Genomic DNA, 18,020 nt, shown 5'->3' on the forward strand with positions numbered 1-18,020 from the left:
TCAGGCCGCCGTCTTCGGCACCTTGGCCTCGCGGAGGATGTCGTCGACGCAGTCGTCGGCGCTCACGCCCTCGATCTCGGCGTCGGGGTGCAGGATGAGCCGGTGGCGCAGGATCGCGGGCGCGAGCGCCTTCACGTCGTCGGGGATGACGTACTCGCGGCCCTCGCTCGCGGCCATGGCGCGCGCGACCGCGAGCAGGCCGATCGACGCGCGCGGCGAGGCGCCGAGGTAAACCGAGCGGTGCACGCGGCTCCGGCCGACGATGTCGGCGATGTACTCGATGATGCCGTCGTCCACGCGGATCCGCGCGAGCCCCTCGCGCATCTCCACGAGCTCGGCGGCGGTGGCGACGCGCTGGATCTCGAAGCGATCGAGGCGCGCCGCGTGGAAGCCGTTGACGTGGTTCTTGAGGATCAGCCGCTCGACCGCCTGCGAGGGGTGCTTGACGTTGACCTGGATCAAGAAGCGGTCGAGCTGCGCCTCGGGCAGCGGGTAGGTGCCCTGCGACTCGATGGGGTTCTGCGTGGCGATGACGAAGAACGGATCCGGCAGCGCGCGCGTGATGCCGTCGGAGGTGACCGCGAGATCTTGCATCGCCTCGAGCAGCGCGCTCTGCGTCTTGGCGGGCGCGCGGTTGATCTCGTCGGCGAGGAGGAGCTGCGTGAAGATCGGCCCCTCGTGGAAGACGAAGCGGTCTTCCTTCTGGTTGAAGACGTTGCCGCCGGTGACGTCGCTCGGCATCAGATCGGGCGTGAACTGGATGCGCTTGAAGGTGGCGCCGAGCACGTGCGCGAGGGTGCGCACGAGCAGCGTCTTGCCGAGGCCGGGCACGCCCTCGATGAGCACGTGACCGCCGGCGAGGACGGCGACGAGCGTGTGCAGGATGAGATCGTCCTGGCCGAGGAGCACCTTGCCGGCCTCGCGGCGGAGGAGATCGAAGCGATCGCGGAATTCAATCGGGTTCATGTCGTCTTTCGATCGGAGGTTCGCTGACCGGTCGCGTCGAGGAAGCCCTGGAGCTCGCGCACGAGCTCGAGATCGGCGGCGGCGCCGTCGCGCGAGCGAGGCGAGGGCCGCGCGCCGCGCGCGCTCTCGGGCGCGCGGAGCGACGAGGCGGGCGCGGCGTCCTCGCGGGCGCCGGAGGCCTCGACCAGCACGCGCATCACCTCGGCCTCGGGGCGGCCGGTGCGCGCGGCGATCGCCTCGGCGAGCGGGATGAGGCCCCGCCGGCCGGACCGGTGCACGCGCTCGCGCAGGCGATCGAGCGCCCAGCTCGCGTAGAGGCCCGCGGCGTGGCGCGAGGCGCGCGCGCGCCGGTAGGCGAGGCCGAGCGCGCGGGCGTGATCGGCGAAGGCGCGCCGGCCCGCGGCGGGCGGATCGCGGAGGCGCGCGAAGGCGCTGCCCTTCCAGAGGTACAGCAGCGCGAGGAGCAGGAAGAGCTGCGCGATCACGGGCCAGAGGTTCGCCTCGCGCACGGCCTCGAAGGGCGTCTCGGCGCCGACGCCGGTCCACTCGTCGACGATCTCGACCTCGGTCGCGTACGGCGCGAACCGGAGCAGATCGAGGAAGAGCTGCGCGTTGTCGGGGGCCGCGAGCGAGACGTTCGACACGAGGCGATCGTCCGCGACGACGACGACCTTGCCCTCGCCGAGGCGGCGGACGACGCCCGCGGTCGAGGACGATTCGCCCCGGAGGATCATGTAGAGGTCTTCGGGCTCGTCGCCGTTCGCCTCGACGAGGCGCTTGCCGGGCGGGAGCGAGGCGCGGAGCCCGCGCGACCAGTCCGCGGCGAGCGCCGTCGACGTCTCGGCGTCCTGGGCCACGCGCAGGCCGAGCTCGACCTCGTCGGGCAGGCGCGGGAGCCCGGCGAGGAAGAGCGTGCCGCCCTTGTCGCTCACCCACGCGAACAGGTCCTTCCACGTCGCGTCGTCGATCGTCGCGCCCGGCAGCACCACCAGCGCGAGCGCGCGATCGGGCGCCGCGAGCGCCTCGCCGCGGCGCCGCGCCTTGAAGCCCTGCTCGTCGAGCACCTCGAGCACCGCCTGGGTGCCCGAGGGCGACCGATCGCCGCCGCCCTCGTCGCCGCCGGCGTGCGGCGTGCAGGAGATGCAGGAGAGCGCGGCGGAGAGGCCGAAGGCGACGAATGCGAGCGCGAGAGCCCGGCTGACGAGCGGGACGACGCGGTCCATCACCGCGCGGAAGATCGGCTCGGAGGGCGGCGTGACGCCGAACTGCACGCCCTCCACGTCGCGCACGATCGATCTCATCGCGCCGTTGAGATCGGGCCGCTCGCGCAGGCTGCGCACGTAGTCGCCGTTGGTGCGAGAGGGGTGGATCTCGATGAGACCATCCCCGTCGAGGCGGCGCAGGAGCGCGGCGTACGCGTCGTCGATCGCGCGCGCGTGGTCGCCGCGGGACGCGTGGCTGCGGGCGCGCGCGAGCAGGCGCTGCACGTCGGTCTCGACCTCGCGCCTCGCCGTCTCCTCGGGCGTGGGGCCGCGCGCGGGCGCCTTCTCCTCCTTGGCCTCGTCGGCGGGCGCGCGATCGCGGAGCAGGTTCTTCAGCAGCGCGTGGATCACCCCCCCGAAGAAGACCACGAGCAGGCCGATGAAGAGCACCGACGCGAAGAAGCTCATCCCCGAGAGATCGACGCGCATCTCGGGCCAGGGGCGGCGGCGCTCGTCCTCGTTCGGGCCGCGATCGGTCGGCGCGCCGCCCGCGCGATGTTTGCCGGACGCGTCGCGGCCGCCGCGGCCGCCGCGGCCGGACACGGCCGATCGCGAGAGCTCGACCGGGGGCAGCTTGCACGCGGCGGGCAGCTCCGGGCACACGTCGCTCGATCCGGCGATGATCGGGCACCACGCGTGCTCCTCGGGGGTGAGCGGGTAGTCGTCCTCGTGGCAGAAGCGGTAGCGATCGTCCTCGAGGACGTCGCGCACGCTCCAGTGAACATTCTTTTCCGCGTCCTCCGCCCGGGCGTCTCGCGCGAGCGGCGCGCCCGCGGAGAGCGCGAAGAGGGCGGCGAAGAGGCGCGCGCGGCGGCTCACGCGGCGGCCCTCTTCTCGCCTTCGCGCGCGGCGATCGCGAGGAAGCGGAGCTGGATGTCCCAGCCGTCGGCGCGCGTGCGCGCGTCGATGTAGTGGAGGAAGCGCGCTGTCGCGACGTACGGGATGCCGGCGAAGAAGCCCGCGAGCGCGAAGGGCGAGCCGCCGTCGTCGAGGAGCGCGCCGAACGGCTTGCCGAGCTGGAGGATCGCGTCGACGAGCGACTGGCCGAGCAGCTCCACCGTGAGCGCGATGCCGGCCTGCGCGAGGAGCAGCGCAATCAGCGCGCCCAGGACCGCGGCGACGCGGCCGGTGACGAAGCGGCTGCTGCGCTGGATGGCGTCGCCGGCGTGCGCGGCCTCGAGCAAGCTGGCCTCGTGCACGAAGACGAGGCGCGGCCAGGCGAGGGGGAGGCCGAGGAACATCGGGAGCGCCGCCGCGGCGAGCAGGAGGCGGCTCAAGAAGAGCATCCACAGGTACGACGAGAGGCGCGCCCTGAACAGGCGGAGCACCTGGCCCGCGCTGAGCTCCTCCGAGAAGAGCAGGCGCCCCACCGCGACGGTGAACACGCCTTGCGCGACGCCGCCGAGCGCGATCGCGACGCCCCACACCTCGGGCCACGACCAGCCCGCCGCATGCCGCAGCGCGAGGCAGCCGGCGAGCATCGGAAGGAAGAGGATCGCCGAGAGCCGCGCGTAGAGGCCGAGCGCGAGCGACACGCAGAGGCGGCAGGCGAGATCGAGGATCTCGGAGAGCGGGCGCGGGCGCAGCACGATCGCGGAGGCGCCGAGGTTCATCGCGAGGCCTCCTTCGCGGGGCGACCCGCGAGCGCCAGGTAGAGGACGATGAGCAGCGAGAAGACGCCCGAGGCCGCCCACTTCACCGGCGGGGGGAGCCCCGAGGGGGACCAGAAGCCCTCGATCCCCGCGGCGATCAGCAGCATCGCCGCCGCGCCGAGGATCTGGCGCACGATCGACGGCGCCGCGCGGCGCAGCGAGCCGACGCGCGTGCGGCCGCGCGTCTCGACGAGCGCGTAGCCCATCTCGAGCCCCGCGCCGCCGGCGATCACGATCGCGGTGAGCTCGAAGGGCGCGTGGCTGCACATGAACGTCCAGATGTTGCCGCCGTAGCCCACGCTCATCACATGGCCGACGACGGTGCCGGTGAAGAGGCCGTTGTAGATGAGGAAGAAGATGCTGCCCGCTCCGAAGAGCGCGCCGGTGGCGAAGCAACGGAAGGCGATGCCGACGTTGTTGAAGACGTAGAACCCCGCCATGCCCGTGTCGGTGCCCGCGTCGCGCCCGCTCGGGCCCTCGCTGTACATCTGGGCCATGCCCTGGAGCACCGGGCTCGGGAGCACGTGGGTGGCGAACTCGTCGGAGGCGAGCGCGCCCGCGATGCCGACGAGCGAGGGGAGGAAGAAGAGCGCGCAGGCGATCGCGAAGAAGCGGCGGTTCGCGCGCAATGCGCGCGGGAAATCGCGGGTGAAGAAGGTGACGATGTCGGGGAGGCGGAAGGGCTCCGCGCCGTAGAGCGTCGCGTGCGCGCGCGCGGCGAGCGCGTCGAGGTACGCGGTGAGATCGGGCGTGTAGCGCGCCGCGCGCGCGCGCATCAGATCGGTGCAGAGCGAGCGGTAGAGCGCGGCTAGGCGCGAGATGGCGGCGCCGTCCTTCTTCGCGAGCGAGCCGCTGTCGTGGAGGAGGAGGCCATCGAGCTCCTGCCAGTCCGGCCTGCGGGCCGCGACGAACTCGTCCTGGGAGCGGGCGCCGATCACGCGCTCACCTCCTTCTTGCGCTTGCGGCGGGGCTTGGGGCCGCTCGCGGCCCCCTCCTGGCCGCCGCGGTGCGCGTGAGCGCGGTGGTGGAGGACGCCGAGGAAGCGCGTGGCGTCCTTGTAGCGGACGCCCATGCGCTGCGCGAACACGGGCGCGGTCATCTCCGCGAGCTCGCTCGCGCGCGCGGGCGAGAGGCGATCGAGGCGGCGGAGGAAGAGCTCGATGGCGTCGAGCTCCTCGCCGGAGAGCGGGAGGCGCGCGGGCAGGCTCGAGAGCTCCGCGGGGCTCGGCGGCGGTCGGAGGACGAGCGGGCCGGCGACCGTGTGGCGCGCCTCGACGATCACGAGGGTGCCGCCCACGAGATCGCCGAGGCGGCGGAAGCGCGGATCACGGCCCATGACGGCGAGGCCGACCGCGTACGTGCCGAGGAACGAGAGCGGATCGATGAACGGGGGGAGGAGATCCGCGGCGCGCAGCAGGTTGCGCAGCAGGCTGTCCCCGAAGCGGAGCGGCTGGCCGCCGTCGGTGACGACGCGCAGCGAGAGGGCGCGCTTGCCGGGCGTGCAGCCGCTCCAGAGGGTCTCGAAGAAGACATAATACCCCCACTCGATCGCGAAGAGGACCAGCAGCACGAAGCCCGTCGACGCGCCGCGCAGCGCTGGCCCCACGGCGAGGCCGCCGATCGCGGCGAGCATCCCGACCGCGAAGACGATGATGCCGCGCACCACCAGATCGATGAGGTACGCGAGCGCGCGCCGCGCCGGGCCCGCGATCTGGTGGCGGAACCGCACGTGCTCCGGCGTCTCGATCTCGGCGCTCGTGTCGAGCGGCTCGCGGAGCGTCTCGCGGTGGATCATGCGGCGAGGAGGGCGATCAGGATCCCGCCCTGGGCGGGGCGAGGACGACCTTGGTGCCGGCGATGCGATCGTGCAGGCAGCGGCGGTCATCGCTGAAGATCATGAGGCCGTCGACCAGGTTGACGATCGAGCTGAGCGCCTGGCCGACGGCTGGGATGAGGCCGGGGAGCGCGATGAGCCAGTTGCGGACGATGACGCCGGACACGAAGTCGACGCGCGAGCCGTCCGCCTTGATGATCTTGATCTTCGTCCACTTCTTCCCGAGCGTCTGCCCGCGCGTGGCGATGAGGTACCACTGGTAGATGACGAGCGGGAGCGGGCCGAGGAGCGCGCCGACGCCGATCATCAGGTAGAGCTTCCCTTCGGGGTAAAGCGTCTCCTCGTCGGTCGCGACGCCATCCATCGCGCCGGTGGCGACGAGGAGGATCACGGCGGGGATCACGGAGCCGACGAGCAGCAGGTTGTCGAGGATCCGCGCGCCGAGCCGCGTGCCGCGCTCGGCGAGGATGTGCTCGTCCGGCTCGTCCTCGCCATAGGAGCGCGCGTCGTCGGTCGTCGGTGCGGCGTACGGGTTGTACTCGTGCCTGGGATCGTCGAACTGCATGCCCCCTCCTCCTCGTCGGAATTGCATCACCCGAGCGGCAGCGCGTCAATCGGCCGAGCCGCTCGGCCCCACACGGCGCACGCGCGGCGGCGCCCGGCCACGGGCTCCCTGAAAGACGAGCACGTCGGCGAGCCAAGGGCCGTCCCCCGGCGGCCACCGTGGACGACCTCCTGACTGCACCGCGTGAAGTCACGTGTCGAGTCGTCGACGAGTACAAAGGTCGTCGCTCGGCCCCGCCGGCTGGGGGGAAATCGACTGTTCATGCAACCACGGAATCCTTCGCGTGGACTCCGTGCCATGGCATCAGGGGCTCACGCAGGTCGCAGCGTGCGATTTGCGCTCTGCGCCTGCTAGGGCGGATATCGGTCGGGCGCCCGGGGGAGCGAGAAGGTACCGCGGATCCGCTCGGCCGGGCGGTTCAGGCGCGCGCTCATGGTCGCCTCGAAGGTGCCCTTCACCGGCGCTCCGACGCTCGTGAACTCGGTGACCCTGAGCTTCGCGGTGTCCGAGGTCCACTCCGACCCTGTCTTCGGATCCAGGAAGCGCACCCGGATCACCTCGAGCTCTCCCGGCAGCTTGAGGCCGGTGGCGACGATATCGAAGTACGTGCCTCCTGCGCCGCACGAATCGAGGATGAGCCGCGGCGCCTTCGCGTCGGGATCGAGGACCTCCGCGTAGGGCCCGGGCATGGGATCCGCCACCTCGTGGGTGAACTGGCACGGACCCTCGAGTCGACGCACGCTCCCGCCCTGCTCGATCTCGATGCGGCCGTCGCCGCCGATGCGCGATCCGCGCCTTTGCGGAGCGGCGCCCGGCTCGGCGCTCGGGGCAGAAGGCGCTTCGACCTTCGGCAGCGCCGAGGCGAGGGGCTGGGACGGCGCGGGGGCGCGCGCGGGCGAGGCGGGCGGCGCGGCCGCCGGAGCGGACGACGCCGGTTCTGCGGTCGTGCGGTCCCGCTCGGGCGACGACGGACAGGCAAGGAGCTGCGATGCCACGAGGCCGGCCGCCCCGACCTGGCTTGCCGCCCGCCTGCGCGCGCCGCTCAGCGCCGCCTCTCCTGTCCGCTCACCCCTTGTTCCGCCCACCCCGCGACCTCCGGTACTCGTCGAGCTCCTCGCGGCCTGCCTTCCCGTTCCGCTCGAGCGTCTTCAGCCAGCCGTCGCGGTATTCCCGCATCGTCTCCGCCACGGTCTCGGCGACGACGAGGTTGCGGTACCACTTCGCGTCGGCCGGCACGATGCACCAGGGCGCGTGCTTGGACGAGCAGCGCCGGAAGACCTCGTCGTAAGCCTCGGTGTACTCGTCCCAGTGCTCCCGCTCTTTCCAGTCGTTCACGTTGAGCTTCCACGCGGTCGACGGGTTCTCCTCGCGCTCCAGCAGCCGTTTCTCCTGCTCCTTCTTGCTGATGTGCAGGAAGAACTTGATCACGATGGTCCCGTGCTCGGAGAGCAGCTCCTCGAAGTCGTTGATGTGACCGTAGCGCTCCCCCCACAGCGACTTGGGCGCGAGGTCGTGCACGCGCACGACGAGCACATCCTCGTAGTGAGAGCGGTTGAAGATGGCGAACTCCCCCGCGCGCGGCGCCTGCCGGTGGATACGCCACAAGAAGTCGTGCTCTCGCTCCTCCTTCGTGGGCACGCCGAACGAGCTCACCGTGACGCCGCGCGGGTTCAGCGCGCCGACGACGTTCTTGATCGCCCCGTCCTTGCCGGCCGCGTCGCGGCCCTGAAGTACGATGAGGATGCTGTGCGTCCTCGCTCCCCACATGAGCTCCTGCAGCTCGAGCAGCTCTTCGCCGAGCTCCTTGAGCCGCTCCGCTGCCTCCTGCTTCGTCGCGTCCCGAGGCGGATCGGTCGAGACGTCATCGAGGCGAAACTTCGAATCAGGCTTCGTGAGTCGCGTGATGGGCATGCCCGCGAGCCTACACGATCCCGCAGCGTCGCCATCGCCGGAGTGACGCACGACGTCACGGCGCCGCGGCGGCGGCGAGCCGCCCGATACGGACGAGCGGGGCGCCAGAGGGGAGGCGAATGCGACAATCACCTTCATGCTTGGCGAGAATGATGGCAGGAACGCGTGTTCAGCGCGCTGGCGCCGCCTCGATGTTTTCGTTGAGCGAGGGCGCGGAGCGAACGTATCCTGAAGAATGGGATTCCGCGCGACGAACCGCCGTCCACCGCCTGACGAGGCCCACCGGATGCGATCTGCCGGCAGGACGATTCCAACGCTGCCGTCGGGGAACCTGCTCGGTCACTACGCTGAGTTTCGCCGCAATCCGCTGACGGTCCTCTCGCGCCTGGCGGCGCTCGGACCGATAGGGCGGATCCGGCTCGGACATCGATTCCTGCACCTGGTGAACGATCCCGAAGGGGTGCGTCAGGTATTGCTCGACGGATCGGACAGCTTCGTTCGGGGCGCGGGCAGCCCCGACGTGCTGCGGCCGTTCATCGGCAGCGGCGTGCTGACCGAGAGCGGCGCGGCCTGGAAGCAGCACCGACGGGAGCTGCAGCTGCCGCTCGTCGGCGCCATGCAGGACAGGCACGCGCAGGCGGCGGCAGAGATCGCGGCGCGCGAGCTGCCGCGGTGGCAGGAGCGCGCGGACGCCTCGTCCGTCCTGCCGATCTCGGTCGAGATGATGAAGCTGACCTACCGCGTGACCACGCGGGTGTTCTTCGGCGTCGAGACCGACGAGCGCGAGGCCAGCGAGTTCGTCGAGCAGTTCGGGATCGCGCAGGTCGACGTCTTCCAGATCCTCGCGAACGGCGTCCTGTCGCTCCGTCATCTGCCGACCCGCGGCAACCAGAGGGCCCGCTCCGCCAGCGCGGCGCTGCGCGGGATCGCCGCGCGGCTCGCGCGCGACGCGGTCGACACGGCGGGCAACGGCTACATGGCGCGCGTCCGAGCGTCGGCTGCCGGCCACGAGCAGCGGCTTCAGGGCTGCCCTTACCATCGGCTGCGCGGCAGCGCGCCGGACGCCTCGCGCGCGCAGGTCGTCGACCAGGTCATGGGCGTCCTCGTCGCGGCGCCCGAGAATCCGTCGAACACGCTCACCTGGTGCCTGCACCTCCTCGCCGCGCATCCGGACGTCGAGGCGCGCCTGCGGGCCGAGGTCGACCGGGTGCTCGGCGGGCGCGCGCCGACCTCGGCGGATCTTCGCAAGCTCGAGTACTGCACACAGGTGTTGCAAGAGACGATGCGGCTCTACCCGGGGGCCTGGGCGTTCGAGCGGGAGTGCACAGAGGAGCGCGAGGTCCTCGGCCATCGGCTGCCGCGGGGCGCGGTGATCGTGGTCTCGCCCTACCTGCTCCATCGCCGCGCGGACCTGTGGCCGGACCCCGAGCGGTTCGACCCGGATCGCTTCGCGCCCTCGCGCGCCGACGCCATTCCCAGGCATGCTTTCCTGCCCTTCGGGCTCGGCCCCCGGCGCTGCGTCGGAGAGCGCCTCGCGCTCGTCGAGATGCAGATCCTGTTGCCGATGCTGCTCCAGCGCTATCGCTTCGACCGGGCGCCCGGCGCCGCCGCCGATCCACACCCGCTCTTCACGCTGCGCCCGCGTGATGGCCTGCGCCTGCGCATATCGGCGCTCGCCGACCGCGCGCCGCTGAAGCCGCCTGGGGTCGCGGAGGCGCTGGCGGGCTACTAGGGCCGCTCTGCCGCGATCCAGACCAGAGACCCCAGGCCGCCGGGGCCGATGACGGGGTCGGGTGACCGGTAACCCGGTGAACCCGTAAGCGTGCGGACGCGTGGACCCGTTGACGCGTGGACCTGTTGACGCATGGACCCGTTGCCGTTGACGCGACGAGCGGACAGCCACGTCGGCGGCGCGCGAGGAAAATCCTGTTGCAGAAATGAAATGAACTACGTACCGTCGAGGTCGGAAGGGCATCGCCATGCGCCTGTCCTCGTCCCTCGGGTGCTTCCGATGGTGCGCCTGGCGAAGCTTCTGCCGTGGAGGGGGGCGCGGATGACGCACGCTCTTGGATTCGACCATTTCTTGGCTCGGATACGGCCTGCCGCGCCGAACGCGTGATGTTGGTCTCTGCCCCTGTCTCCCGGCCCCCAGCGGCTCACCGGCGGCGCACCGGCGTTCAGCTCGGCATCGGCGTCAAGCTCGCCGCAGCGACCGTGGTGGTCCTCACCAGCGTCACCGTGCTGGTCGCCAATCAGGTGATCCAGAAGACACGAGATGACCTCGTGTCGGCGAAGGCGAACGCCGCGTCGATGATGGCGGACCTGCTCTCGGGCTCCCTGACCGCGCCGCTCGATTTCGGCGATCGGGACACGGCGCAGGGCGATCTCGACCAGCTCCGGTCGAACCGCGCGCTCATCGCCGCGGTCGCGTGGGGCAGCGACGCCGAGCCCGTCGCCAAGGTCGGTCAGCCGGAAGGCGGTCTGTCGGCGTTCACCGCGCGCGGCGCCGAGAACCAGGTCCTGGAGCGCGAGATACGCGTCGCCCGCCCGATCGTGCGCGACGACGGGCGGCGCCTCGGGACGCTCGTCCTCGTCTTCTCCCTCGAGCCCGAGAACGCCGCGTTCGCCGCGGCCCGCCGCAACATCCTCGAGTTCGCGGGCATCGTCGGCGCGATGACGGCCTTCCTGCTCCTCGCGTTCGCAAGGTGGCAGATCGTGCGTCCGCTCTCGAGGCTCGTCGACGCCGCTCGGCGCGTCGGGGAAGGGGACCGCGCCGTCCGCGTGAACGTCCGCACGAACGACGAGCTCGGCCGGCTCGCCGACGTCTTCAACGCGATGAGCTCTGCCATCCTCGAGCGCGAGGGCAGGCTCGAGATGGCCACGGAGAGCCTCCGCGAGCTCTTCGACAACATGCGCGAGGCCATCGTCGCCTTCGGCCCCGACGGCCGGCTGGGCAGCGAGGCCTCGAAAGAAGCCAGGCAGATCTTCGGCGACCGCGCCGCGGAGGGCAACCACGTCGCGGAGCTCCTCTACCGCGGCGGGCCGCTCTGCGTCGAGAGCCAGGCGCTCCGGCAATGGGTCGACGCGGCGTTCGACGCCGAGGTCGACGCGTTCCCGGAGGTCGCCGAGCTCGCGCCGCGCGAGGTGTGGTTCGAGCGCGCGCCGGGCGACCGGAGGTTTTTGCGGATCGAGTTCTGCCCCATCGTCTCCGGCCAGAAGATCGCGCGCATCATGCTGCTCGCGACCGACCAGACCGAGCTCAGGCGCCTCACGGAGAGCGTCAAGACGAAGGACGAGGAGCACGCGCGTCAGATCGCCGCCATGCGCCGCCTCATCGCCGGCGGCGGCCAGGTCTTCGTCCGCTTCATCGAGATCTCGCGCGAGCGAGTTGCCCGGTGCAGCGAGATCCTGAGGCCCGGCGGGGAGCTCTGCCCCGCCGACATCGACGAGCTCTTGCAGCAGCTGCACACCATGAAGGGCGAGGCCCGGTCGTTCGACCTGGAGCGCCTCGCGGACGAGATCATGACGCTCGAGGACGAGCTCTCCAGGGTCCAGGCGCGCGCGCGCTCGGAGGACAGGCCCTCGGTCGAGGGGCACTCGGCGTCGTGGCGCTCGCGGCTCACCCGCGTCGCGGACGAGCTCACGCGCGCGCAGGAGACGTTCGTCGACGCCTCGCCCGTGGGCAGCGCGATCCTCGACCAGATCACGGTCCGCCGCACGGACGTCACCCGGCTCGGCGAGCTCGTCGGCCCGCAGGGCGGCGAGGCCGCCGAGATCGTCCGCCGCCTCGCGGCCCGGCCGTTCGGCGAGGTGCTCGCGCCGCTCCTCGAGCGCGTCCCCCGCTGGGCCGAGCGGGAGGGCAAGCGCGCCCGTCTCGAGATCGACGGCCGCGAGGCCTCCATTCCTTCGGATCTCGCCCGCTTGCTGCCGGGCGTGTTCCTCCACCTCGTGCGGAACGCGATCGCCCATGGAATCGAGCCCCCCGACGCGCGCACCCGGATGGGCAAGCCCGAGGTCGGCGTGATCCGCGCCAGCTGCATCGAGGACCGGTCGCGGCCCACCCTCCTCGTCGAGGACGACGGTCAGGGCATCGACTTCGACGCCCTCGCGACGAGCGCCGGCGTCGATCCGAAGGATCTGCGCCGGACGCGCGAGCTCCTGTTCACCCCCGGCGTGAGCACGAAGGGCGACGTGAGCGACCTCGCGGGCCGCGGCATCGGCCTCTCCGCGGTCCGCGCCGATCTCCTCTCGGTCGGCTGGCTCATCGAGGTGGACGCGTCGCGCCAGACCGGCACGGCGTTCGTGATCCGCCCCCAGGTTGTCCCTCTCAGCAACGGAGAATGACTCGATGTCACACGGCGGACGCATCCTGGTGATCGATGACAGCGAGATCGTGCTGATGCGGATCCGCGTCGAGCTGTCGAGCGCGGGCTACGAGGTGGTCACGACGACGCAGCTCGTGGGCACGGCCCGTCACCTGCGCGGCTGCGATCTCGTCATCGTCGACTTCTTCATGCCGGGCCTCGACGGCGCCGCCGTCCTCCGCTCGCTCAAGGCCGCGGTGCCCGAGGGCGAGAGGCCGCCGCTCTTCTACCTCTACACCACGGACGCCGAGGCCGGATCGCGGTACGCGGAGCTCGGCTTCGACGGCGTCTTCAGCAGGAAAGGCGATCTCCTCGCCCTCACCCCGCAGGTGCAAGCGGCGCTCCGCATCCGCAAGCTCGCCGGCCTGTCGCGCGGCAAGGAACGCAAGACATGACGCCTCGCCGGCGCGCCCTCGTGCTCGGCCTCTTCGTCGCGGCCGCCCTCGTCCCATTCCATGTCATGGCGGAGCCGGCGACGGCGCCCTTCGCCGTGCAAGCGGAGATCGTCACGCGCATCCTGCCGTACGACAGGGGCTTTCCAGAGCGGGTGAAGGGACAGGTCTCTTTCCTGCTGCTCTCTCGGGCGGGCGACGCGGACTCGCTGAGCGCCGCGCTCCAGATGAGGAGGGCGCTGAACGACATCGGCAAGGTGCGTGACAAGCCGATCCGCGTGGAGAGCGCCGAGTACTCGAGCGCGTCCGAGCTCGCCGCGACGTGCCGCGCGCGCGACATCAACGTCGTGTACATCTCCTCGGGGCTCGGCAGGGAGGTCGCCTCGATACGCGGCGCGCTCACGGACACGGGCATCCTGAGCTTCGCGGCCGTGGAGCCCTATGTCTCGCAGGGGGCCGTGCTCGGCGTCGACGTCGCGGACGGCAAGCCGCGCATGAGCATCAACCTCGCGCAGGCCCGGGCCCAGCACATCGACTTCCCCGCTCCCATCCTCAAACTGGCAAGGATTTACTGAGTGAGCTCGACCCGTCTCGCACTGCTCTGCGCCGCGTCGCTCGCGTGGTCGACCGCTGCCCCGCGCGAGGCGCGGGCCGAGGACGTCAGCTCGCTCCTCGAGATCCTCGAAGAGAACGTCGTGTCCGGCGCCTCGCGCTCCGCGGAGCGCGAGAGCGACGCGCCCGCCATGTCGTCGGTGATCACGGGCGCGCAGCTCAAGCTCTTCGGCATACGGCGCCTCGCCGACGCGCTCACCTTCCTCGCGAGCGGCGTCTTCGCGCACGACCGCATGTCGGTCCCGGAGGTCGGCGCGCGCGGGGTCGCCCTGACCCGGGACTCGAACAGCCACGTGCTGATCGTGCTCGACGGCATGGTCGTGAACGAGCAGGGCGGCGGCGCCGTCTTCCTGCACGATATCCCGATCGAGATCGTCGACCACATCGAGGTGGTCCTGGGCCCTGGCTCCGTGCTCTACGGCGCGCAGGCCATGCTGGGGGTCATCAACGTCGTCACGAAGAAGGCCGCCGATCACCAGGGCATCCGCGCCTCCCTGACGCTCGGGGCGTCGCCGCCGCTCGACGAATCGGGCGACATCAGGGCGCCGGAGGTCGAGGGCGTCGGGGGCGAGGGCACGGCGGCGCTCGGCTTCGGGCGCCGCTTCACGCTGCTCGGGCAGCCGGCAGGGGTGGTGGCGGCGGTCGACATGCACCGCTTCGAGGGGCCCGAGGTGAGCTTCCCGAAGCAACCGCTCCCGGTCCTGGCGGACGGCGTGTCCGTCATGGATCTCGGCTCGCACGCCGAGCCCGGCTCCTGGGGCGGCCCGGTGGAAGAGCAGTGGTTTCGCCGCAAGGCAGGCGCCTTCGTGCGCCTCGACGTCGGCGACCTGAGCGCCGTCGCGCAGGCGACGCGCTCGTCGTGGGCCGCGCCCTTCATGGATCTCCACGAGAACCGCGTCGGGGCTTATGACGACGCGCGCAACGACAACACGCAGACGCTCGTCCTGACCAGCGTGCGTTATCGCGCCCGTCTGAGCGAGCGGCTCGAGGGCGTGGCGCGCGGCTACTTCGGGTTCAGCCGGATCGAGCGCTCGCGCTACGTGGTGGGCCACGACCCGCTGGTGCCGCACGTCCCGATCGACGTGCTCGATCCGGAGCAGTGCCCGCGCGGCCCGTCCGGTCCCTGCCGGAAGGACGCGCTGTTCCTCTCCCGCTGGGTCGGGCTGGAGCTCCAGGCGCGGTACGACTGGGCAGGCGACGGCGCCTTCACGACCATGGCGGGCCTCGATGGGCGCCTCCGCACGTCGGCCTACGAGTTCGTCGCGTTCGACGAGCTCACGGGGAAGAGTTATGGCTCCGACCCGGCGCGCACGCGCTGGCACGGCGGCGGACACCGTCTCGAGGACGAGGCCGCGCTCGGGGCCTATGTGCAGCAGACGCTCCGCCTGTTCCGGCCCCTCTCGCTCAACGCCGGGATCCGGGTCGACCTCGACTCGCGTATCCCGCTCGAGTACGTGGCGAACGCGATCTCGCCGCGCGCCGCGCTGATCCTCACGCCGGACGAGCGCGTGTCGCTCAAGCTCATCTATTCGAGCGCGTTCCGCGCCCCCAGCTTCGTCGAGCTCTACACCGTGAGCGGCAGGCTCCTGCCGAACCCGGACGGCCTCAAGCCGGAGAAGGTCTCCTCCCTGGAGGCGGTCTCGTCGTTCCGGAGCGGCGCGTACTCCTTCACGGCCGGCGGCTTCTACTCGGACTGGCGGGACGTCATCGAGCTCCAGCTCCTGAGGGCGAAGGCGCCCAGCGTCTCGAGGTACAACAACGTGCCAGGCATCGAGAACTACGGCGCGAACCTCGGCTTCGAGACGAGCTTCCTCGAGCGGAAGCTGCGCGTCGGCGTGAACTCCACGTTCGCCGCGACGCGACGCCGCATGTCCGCCGAGCAGATCACCCGGAACGCGCGGTTCGGCACCGGCGACGACGTCCCCATCACGGTCGCGCCGCAGGTGTACGGCAACGCCCGCGTATCGTACGAGGTCGGCTCTGGCGCCGTGTCCCTGGCGGCCGCCTACATGGGCCGGCGGATCGCCGACCAGGCGTACTATGGCGGCGATCCGTCGAACATCGCCCCTCGACCCGAGGTGCCGCCGCAGCTCGAGCTCCGCGCGGCGGTGACGGGCGCGATACCCGGGGTGAAGGGCGCCGGGTACACGCTCGGCGGGCAGTACGCGTTCTCCGCCCATGAGCCCTACGTCGTCGGGCCCAACCAGGGGCAGCCGCGCTACCTCGTCGAGAGCGGCCCCACCGCGGATTTCGCGTTGAGGAACCGCCTCACGCTCTTCGCCGGAATCGAGCTTCACCTCGACGACGACGACGCCGCAGGCAGCCCGGCCGCGGCGGCCAGGCCCTCCTCCATCGCGACCGTCGGGCGCGCGAGCCACGGAGCTTCACCGTGAAGAGCACACGTTTTCCCGCGCTCCTCATCCGCTTGTCGGCCACGACAGGCCTCCTGGCGGGGGGCTGCGTCGAGGTCGGCCACCCCATCGAGGTGGGCTGCTTCGTCGAGGACGACAACCCGAACTGCTTCGACACGGGCGTCTCCGCGAGCTCTTCTCAGGCGAGCGGGACCACCGGGGCCGGCGGGGCTGGCGGAGGCGGCGCGAGCGCCGATGGCGGAGGCGGCGCAGGCGGAAGCGCTGATGGCGGGGGCGGCGCAGGCGGTGACGGCGGCTCTGCGGGCTCAGGCGGCTCGGGCGGCGCAGGCGGCGCCGGGCTGTGATCGCGCTGGCTATCGCCTCATCACGGTGGATTGCGTCAACCTATCGCCCCATGAGGGGCCGAATCGTCCACCGTGGAGTCATCTCCGACGACACCCTACTGTCGATTGGCATGCTCTCCGGCTGGAACTCGCATGGTCGGCATCGTTGGAACGAGGACGTAAAAGGCGTTGACAGTCGATCATGTTTCCCATAGTCGTAATGATGCAACTCGGCTGGACCGCCGTGTCCCTGTCGTGAAGGGGGAGCGTGCACGACCGAAATTTCTCTGGCGGTCTTCTCCTGCCGACGCGCGTCAGGGAGCCATCGACATGAAGGCGAGCGCCGTCCTCATCGATGTACCACGAGAAACGAAGTGTGATCTCCTGCCCTGACCGGGCAGGGAGCTCTCGAGAGAAGTCCCCCCGATGCCCGCGATGAACGAGACCGAGGCCAGCCGGATGCAGGGCGCGACGATCTCGCGAGCTCAGCGGATACTCGACGCCTTGCCGGTGATCGTGTGTGTTCTGGACCTCGCGGGACCGCGGCTCACGGGGCACAACGCCGCGCTCGTCCGGGCGCTCGGCTGCACGGAAGAAGAGCTCCTTTCGCGGGGCGTCGAGGCGCTCTCGGCGCGAATTCACCCCGACGATCTCGCCGGCCTCGCCGCGCGCGCGGCCGAGCTCGCCGCGGCGCGCGACGGCGGGGTCGTCGAAGGCGAGCTGCGGGCGCGCAGCATCGAGGGAGGGCAGCGCGAGCGCGTCTTCGCCGTGCGCGCGGAGGTCTTCACGCGAGGGGACGACGGCGCCGTGCGCGAGGTCGTCCTCTTCGCAGAGGACGTGACTGCGCGAAAGCGCCGCGAGCAGGGCGGCCGCAGGAGAGACGCGGTGTTCGCGGCGCTCTGCGACCGCGCCCCTGTCTTCATGTACGCGAAAGACCGTGACGGCGCCTTCCTCCTGGCGAGCCGCTCGACCGAGGAGCTCGTCGGGGCGACCCCGGGCAACATGCTCGGAAAGACCGACAGCGACTTCTGTCCGGCGGAAGTTGCGTCTATTTACAAGGACGTCGATGACCTGGTGCGGAGGACCGGCGCCCCGTTCGAGGCCGAGGAGATCGTCCCGCAGGCCGAGGGCGATCGGACCCTGTACACGATCAAGTTCCCCCTCCGCGGCGAGGGCATCCCGGAGGGCGCGGTCGCCGGGATCTCCGTCGACATCACGCGGGTCAAGGCGGCGGAGCGCGAGCGAGAGGTGGCGCGGGACGAGCTGATCGCGGCGCAGCAGGACACGATACGGGAGCTGGTGACGCCGCTCTTGCCGATCGCCGAGGGGGTGCTCGTGATGCCGCTCATCGGCTTCTTCGACAGCGCGCGGGCGAGCCGGATCATCGAGACGCTGCTCGAGGGCGTGGAGAGGCACTCGGCTCGCATCGCGATCATCGATATCACCGGGGTCAAGGCGGTGGACGTCCAGGTCGCCGAGATGCTCGTGCAGTCCGCGCGCGCCGCCGGGCTGCTCGGGGCCCAGGTGGTGCTCACGGGCATCCAACCGGCGATCGCGCAGACGCTCATCGAGCTCGACGTCGATCTGCGGGGCCTGGTCACGGCGGGGACGCTGCGGAGCGGCATCGCGTATGCGGTTCCGGTCGGGCAAGCTCGCGGTGGACAGGAGCCGCGCCACTTGCGCCGCGAATGAGAGCGAGGCGCGCGTAGCCCGCGCCATCGCAGGGGGGTCCCGGATGTCGGCGCGCGCACAGCCGCGCTGAACCGT

At 71.3% G+C, this 18,020-nt stretch carries 15 protein-coding genes; 7 read left to right on the forward strand and 8 right to left on the reverse strand.

Annotated elements, in window-relative coordinates; all coding sequences use genetic code 11:
• The 8 genes from WMF12_RS07125 to WMF12_RS07160 form a co-directional block, all read right to left on the reverse strand.
• Positions 1 to 966, reverse strand: a complete 966-nt coding sequence (locus WMF12_RS07125) for an AAA family ATPase (RefSeq protein ID WP_437298446.1) — start codon at positions 964 to 966, stop codon at positions 1 to 3.
• Complete coding sequence (locus WMF12_RS07130) at positions 963 to 3,047, reverse strand: DUF4350 domain-containing protein (RefSeq protein WP_437869642.1); 2,085 nt, start codon at positions 3,045 to 3,047, stop codon at positions 963 to 965. The genes WMF12_RS07125 and WMF12_RS07130 overlap by 4 nt, the downstream gene beginning before the upstream one ends.
• Entirely contained in the window at positions 3,044 to 3,841 is a 798-nt protein-coding gene (locus WMF12_RS07135) for a hypothetical protein (protein WP_437869644.1), read from the reverse strand. Before WMF12_RS07135 ends, WMF12_RS07130 begins: the two co-directional genes overlap by 4 nt.
• Positions 3,838 to 4,818, reverse strand: coding sequence for a stage II sporulation protein M (locus WMF12_RS07140; RefSeq protein ID WP_437869645.1), 981 nt, complete (start codon positions 4,816 to 4,818; stop codon positions 3,838 to 3,840). Before WMF12_RS07140 ends, WMF12_RS07135 begins: the two co-directional genes overlap by 4 nt.
• Complete coding sequence (locus tag WMF12_RS07145; protein ID WP_437869650.1) at positions 4,815 to 5,675, reverse strand: RDD family protein; 861 nt, start codon at positions 5,673 to 5,675, stop codon at positions 4,815 to 4,817. Before WMF12_RS07145 ends, WMF12_RS07140 begins: the two co-directional genes overlap by 4 nt.
• Before the next feature lie 16 nt (positions 5,676 to 5,691).
• Positions 5,692 to 6,279, reverse strand: coding sequence for an RDD family protein (locus tag WMF12_RS07150; protein WP_437869651.1), 588 nt, complete (start codon positions 6,277 to 6,279; stop codon positions 5,692 to 5,694).
• 350 nt (positions 6,280 to 6,629) lie between these two features.
• Positions 6,630 to 7,364, reverse strand: a complete 735-nt coding sequence (locus WMF12_RS07155; protein WP_437869652.1) for a hypothetical protein — start codon at positions 7,362 to 7,364, stop codon at positions 6,630 to 6,632.
• Positions 7,345 to 8,190 carry a PPK2 family polyphosphate kinase gene (locus WMF12_RS07160; protein ID WP_437869655.1) on the reverse strand — a complete coding sequence of 282 codons (846 nt, stop codon included), beginning with the start codon at positions 8,188 to 8,190 and terminating at the stop codon, positions 7,345 to 7,347. Before WMF12_RS07160 ends, WMF12_RS07155 begins: the two co-directional genes overlap by 20 nt.
• A gap of 286 nt (positions 8,191 to 8,476) precedes the next feature.
• Here WMF12_RS07160 and WMF12_RS07165 point away from each other — a divergent pair, with 286 nt between their 5' ends.
• From WMF12_RS07165 to WMF12_RS07195, 7 genes are all read left to right on the forward strand, one after another.
• Positions 8,477 to 9,922 carry a cytochrome P450 gene (locus WMF12_RS07165; RefSeq protein WP_437869667.1) on the forward strand — a complete coding sequence of 482 codons (1,446 nt, stop codon included), beginning with the start codon at positions 8,477 to 8,479 and terminating at the stop codon, positions 9,920 to 9,922.
• A 386-nt stretch (positions 9,923 to 10,308) separates the two neighbouring features.
• On the forward strand, positions 10,309 to 12,534 hold the full coding sequence (locus tag WMF12_RS07170) for a HAMP domain-containing protein (protein ID WP_437869671.1): 2,226 nt from the start codon (positions 10,309 to 10,311) through the stop codon (positions 12,532 to 12,534).
• 4 nt (positions 12,535 to 12,538) lie between these two features.
• Complete coding sequence (locus WMF12_RS07175; RefSeq protein ID WP_012234032.1) at positions 12,539 to 12,949, forward strand: response regulator; 411 nt, start codon at positions 12,539 to 12,541, stop codon at positions 12,947 to 12,949.
• Positions 12,946 to 13,521, forward strand: a complete 576-nt coding sequence (locus tag WMF12_RS07180) for a YfiR family protein (protein ID WP_437869676.1) — start codon at positions 12,946 to 12,948, stop codon at positions 13,519 to 13,521. The genes WMF12_RS07175 and WMF12_RS07180 overlap by 4 nt, the downstream gene beginning before the upstream one ends.
• Positions 13,522 to 15,951 carry a TonB-dependent receptor plug domain-containing protein gene (locus WMF12_RS07185; protein ID WP_437869678.1) on the forward strand — a complete coding sequence of 810 codons (2,430 nt, stop codon included), beginning with the start codon at positions 13,522 to 13,524 and terminating at the stop codon, positions 15,949 to 15,951.
• Positions 15,948 to 16,274: a hypothetical protein gene (locus tag WMF12_RS07190; protein ID WP_437869679.1), complete on the forward strand. Its 327-nt coding sequence runs from the start codon at positions 15,948 to 15,950 to the stop codon at positions 16,272 to 16,274. Before WMF12_RS07185 ends, WMF12_RS07190 begins: the two co-directional genes overlap by 4 nt.
• A gap of 405 nt (positions 16,275 to 16,679) precedes the next feature.
• A complete protein-coding gene (locus tag WMF12_RS07195; protein WP_437869680.1) occupies positions 16,680 to 17,945 on the forward strand; it encodes a PAS domain-containing protein in 1,266 nt (421 codons plus the stop codon).
• Positions 17,946 to 18,020 lie beyond the last annotated feature (75 nt).

The sequence above is a fragment of the Sorangium sp. So ce363 genome (assembly GCF_051520435.1).
GTDB classification, from domain to species: Bacteria; Myxococcota_A; Polyangia; order Polyangiales; family Polyangiaceae; genus Sorangium; species Sorangium cellulosum_B.

What these genes read in the sequence shown, in the direction of transcription:
- WMF12_RS07125 (WP_437298446.1), bottom strand. Translation starts at nt 966, where the DNA reads ATGAACCCGATTGAATTCCGCGATCGCTTCGATCTCCTCCGCCGCGAG.
- WMF12_RS07135 (WP_437869644.1), bottom strand. Translation starts at nt 3,841, where the DNA reads ATGAACCTCGGCGCCTCCGCGATCGTGCTGCGCCCGCGCCCGCTCTCC.
- WMF12_RS07145 (WP_437869650.1), bottom strand. Translation starts at nt 5,675, where the DNA reads ATGATCCACCGCGAGACGCTCCGCGAGCCGCTCGACACGAGCGCCGAG.
- WMF12_RS07150 (WP_437869651.1), bottom strand. Translation starts at nt 6,279, where the DNA reads ATGCAGTTCGACGATCCCAGGCACGAGTACAACCCGTACGCCGCACCG.
- WMF12_RS07160 (WP_437869655.1), bottom strand. Translation starts at nt 8,190, where the DNA reads ATGCCCATCACGCGACTCACGAAGCCTGATTCGAAGTTTCGCCTCGAT.
- WMF12_RS07165 (WP_437869667.1), top strand. Translation starts at nt 8,477, where the DNA reads ATGCGATCTGCCGGCAGGACGATTCCAACGCTGCCGTCGGGGAACCTG.
- WMF12_RS07170 (WP_437869671.1), top strand. Translation starts at nt 10,309, where the DNA reads ATGTTGGTCTCTGCCCCTGTCTCCCGGCCCCCAGCGGCTCACCGGCGG.
- WMF12_RS07175 (WP_012234032.1), top strand. Translation starts at nt 12,539, where the DNA reads ATGTCACACGGCGGACGCATCCTGGTGATCGATGACAGCGAGATCGTG.
- WMF12_RS07180 (WP_437869676.1), top strand. Translation starts at nt 12,946, where the DNA reads ATGACGCCTCGCCGGCGCGCCCTCGTGCTCGGCCTCTTCGTCGCGGCC.
- WMF12_RS07195 (WP_437869680.1), top strand. Translation starts at nt 16,680, where the DNA reads ATGCCCGCGATGAACGAGACCGAGGCCAGCCGGATGCAGGGCGCGACG.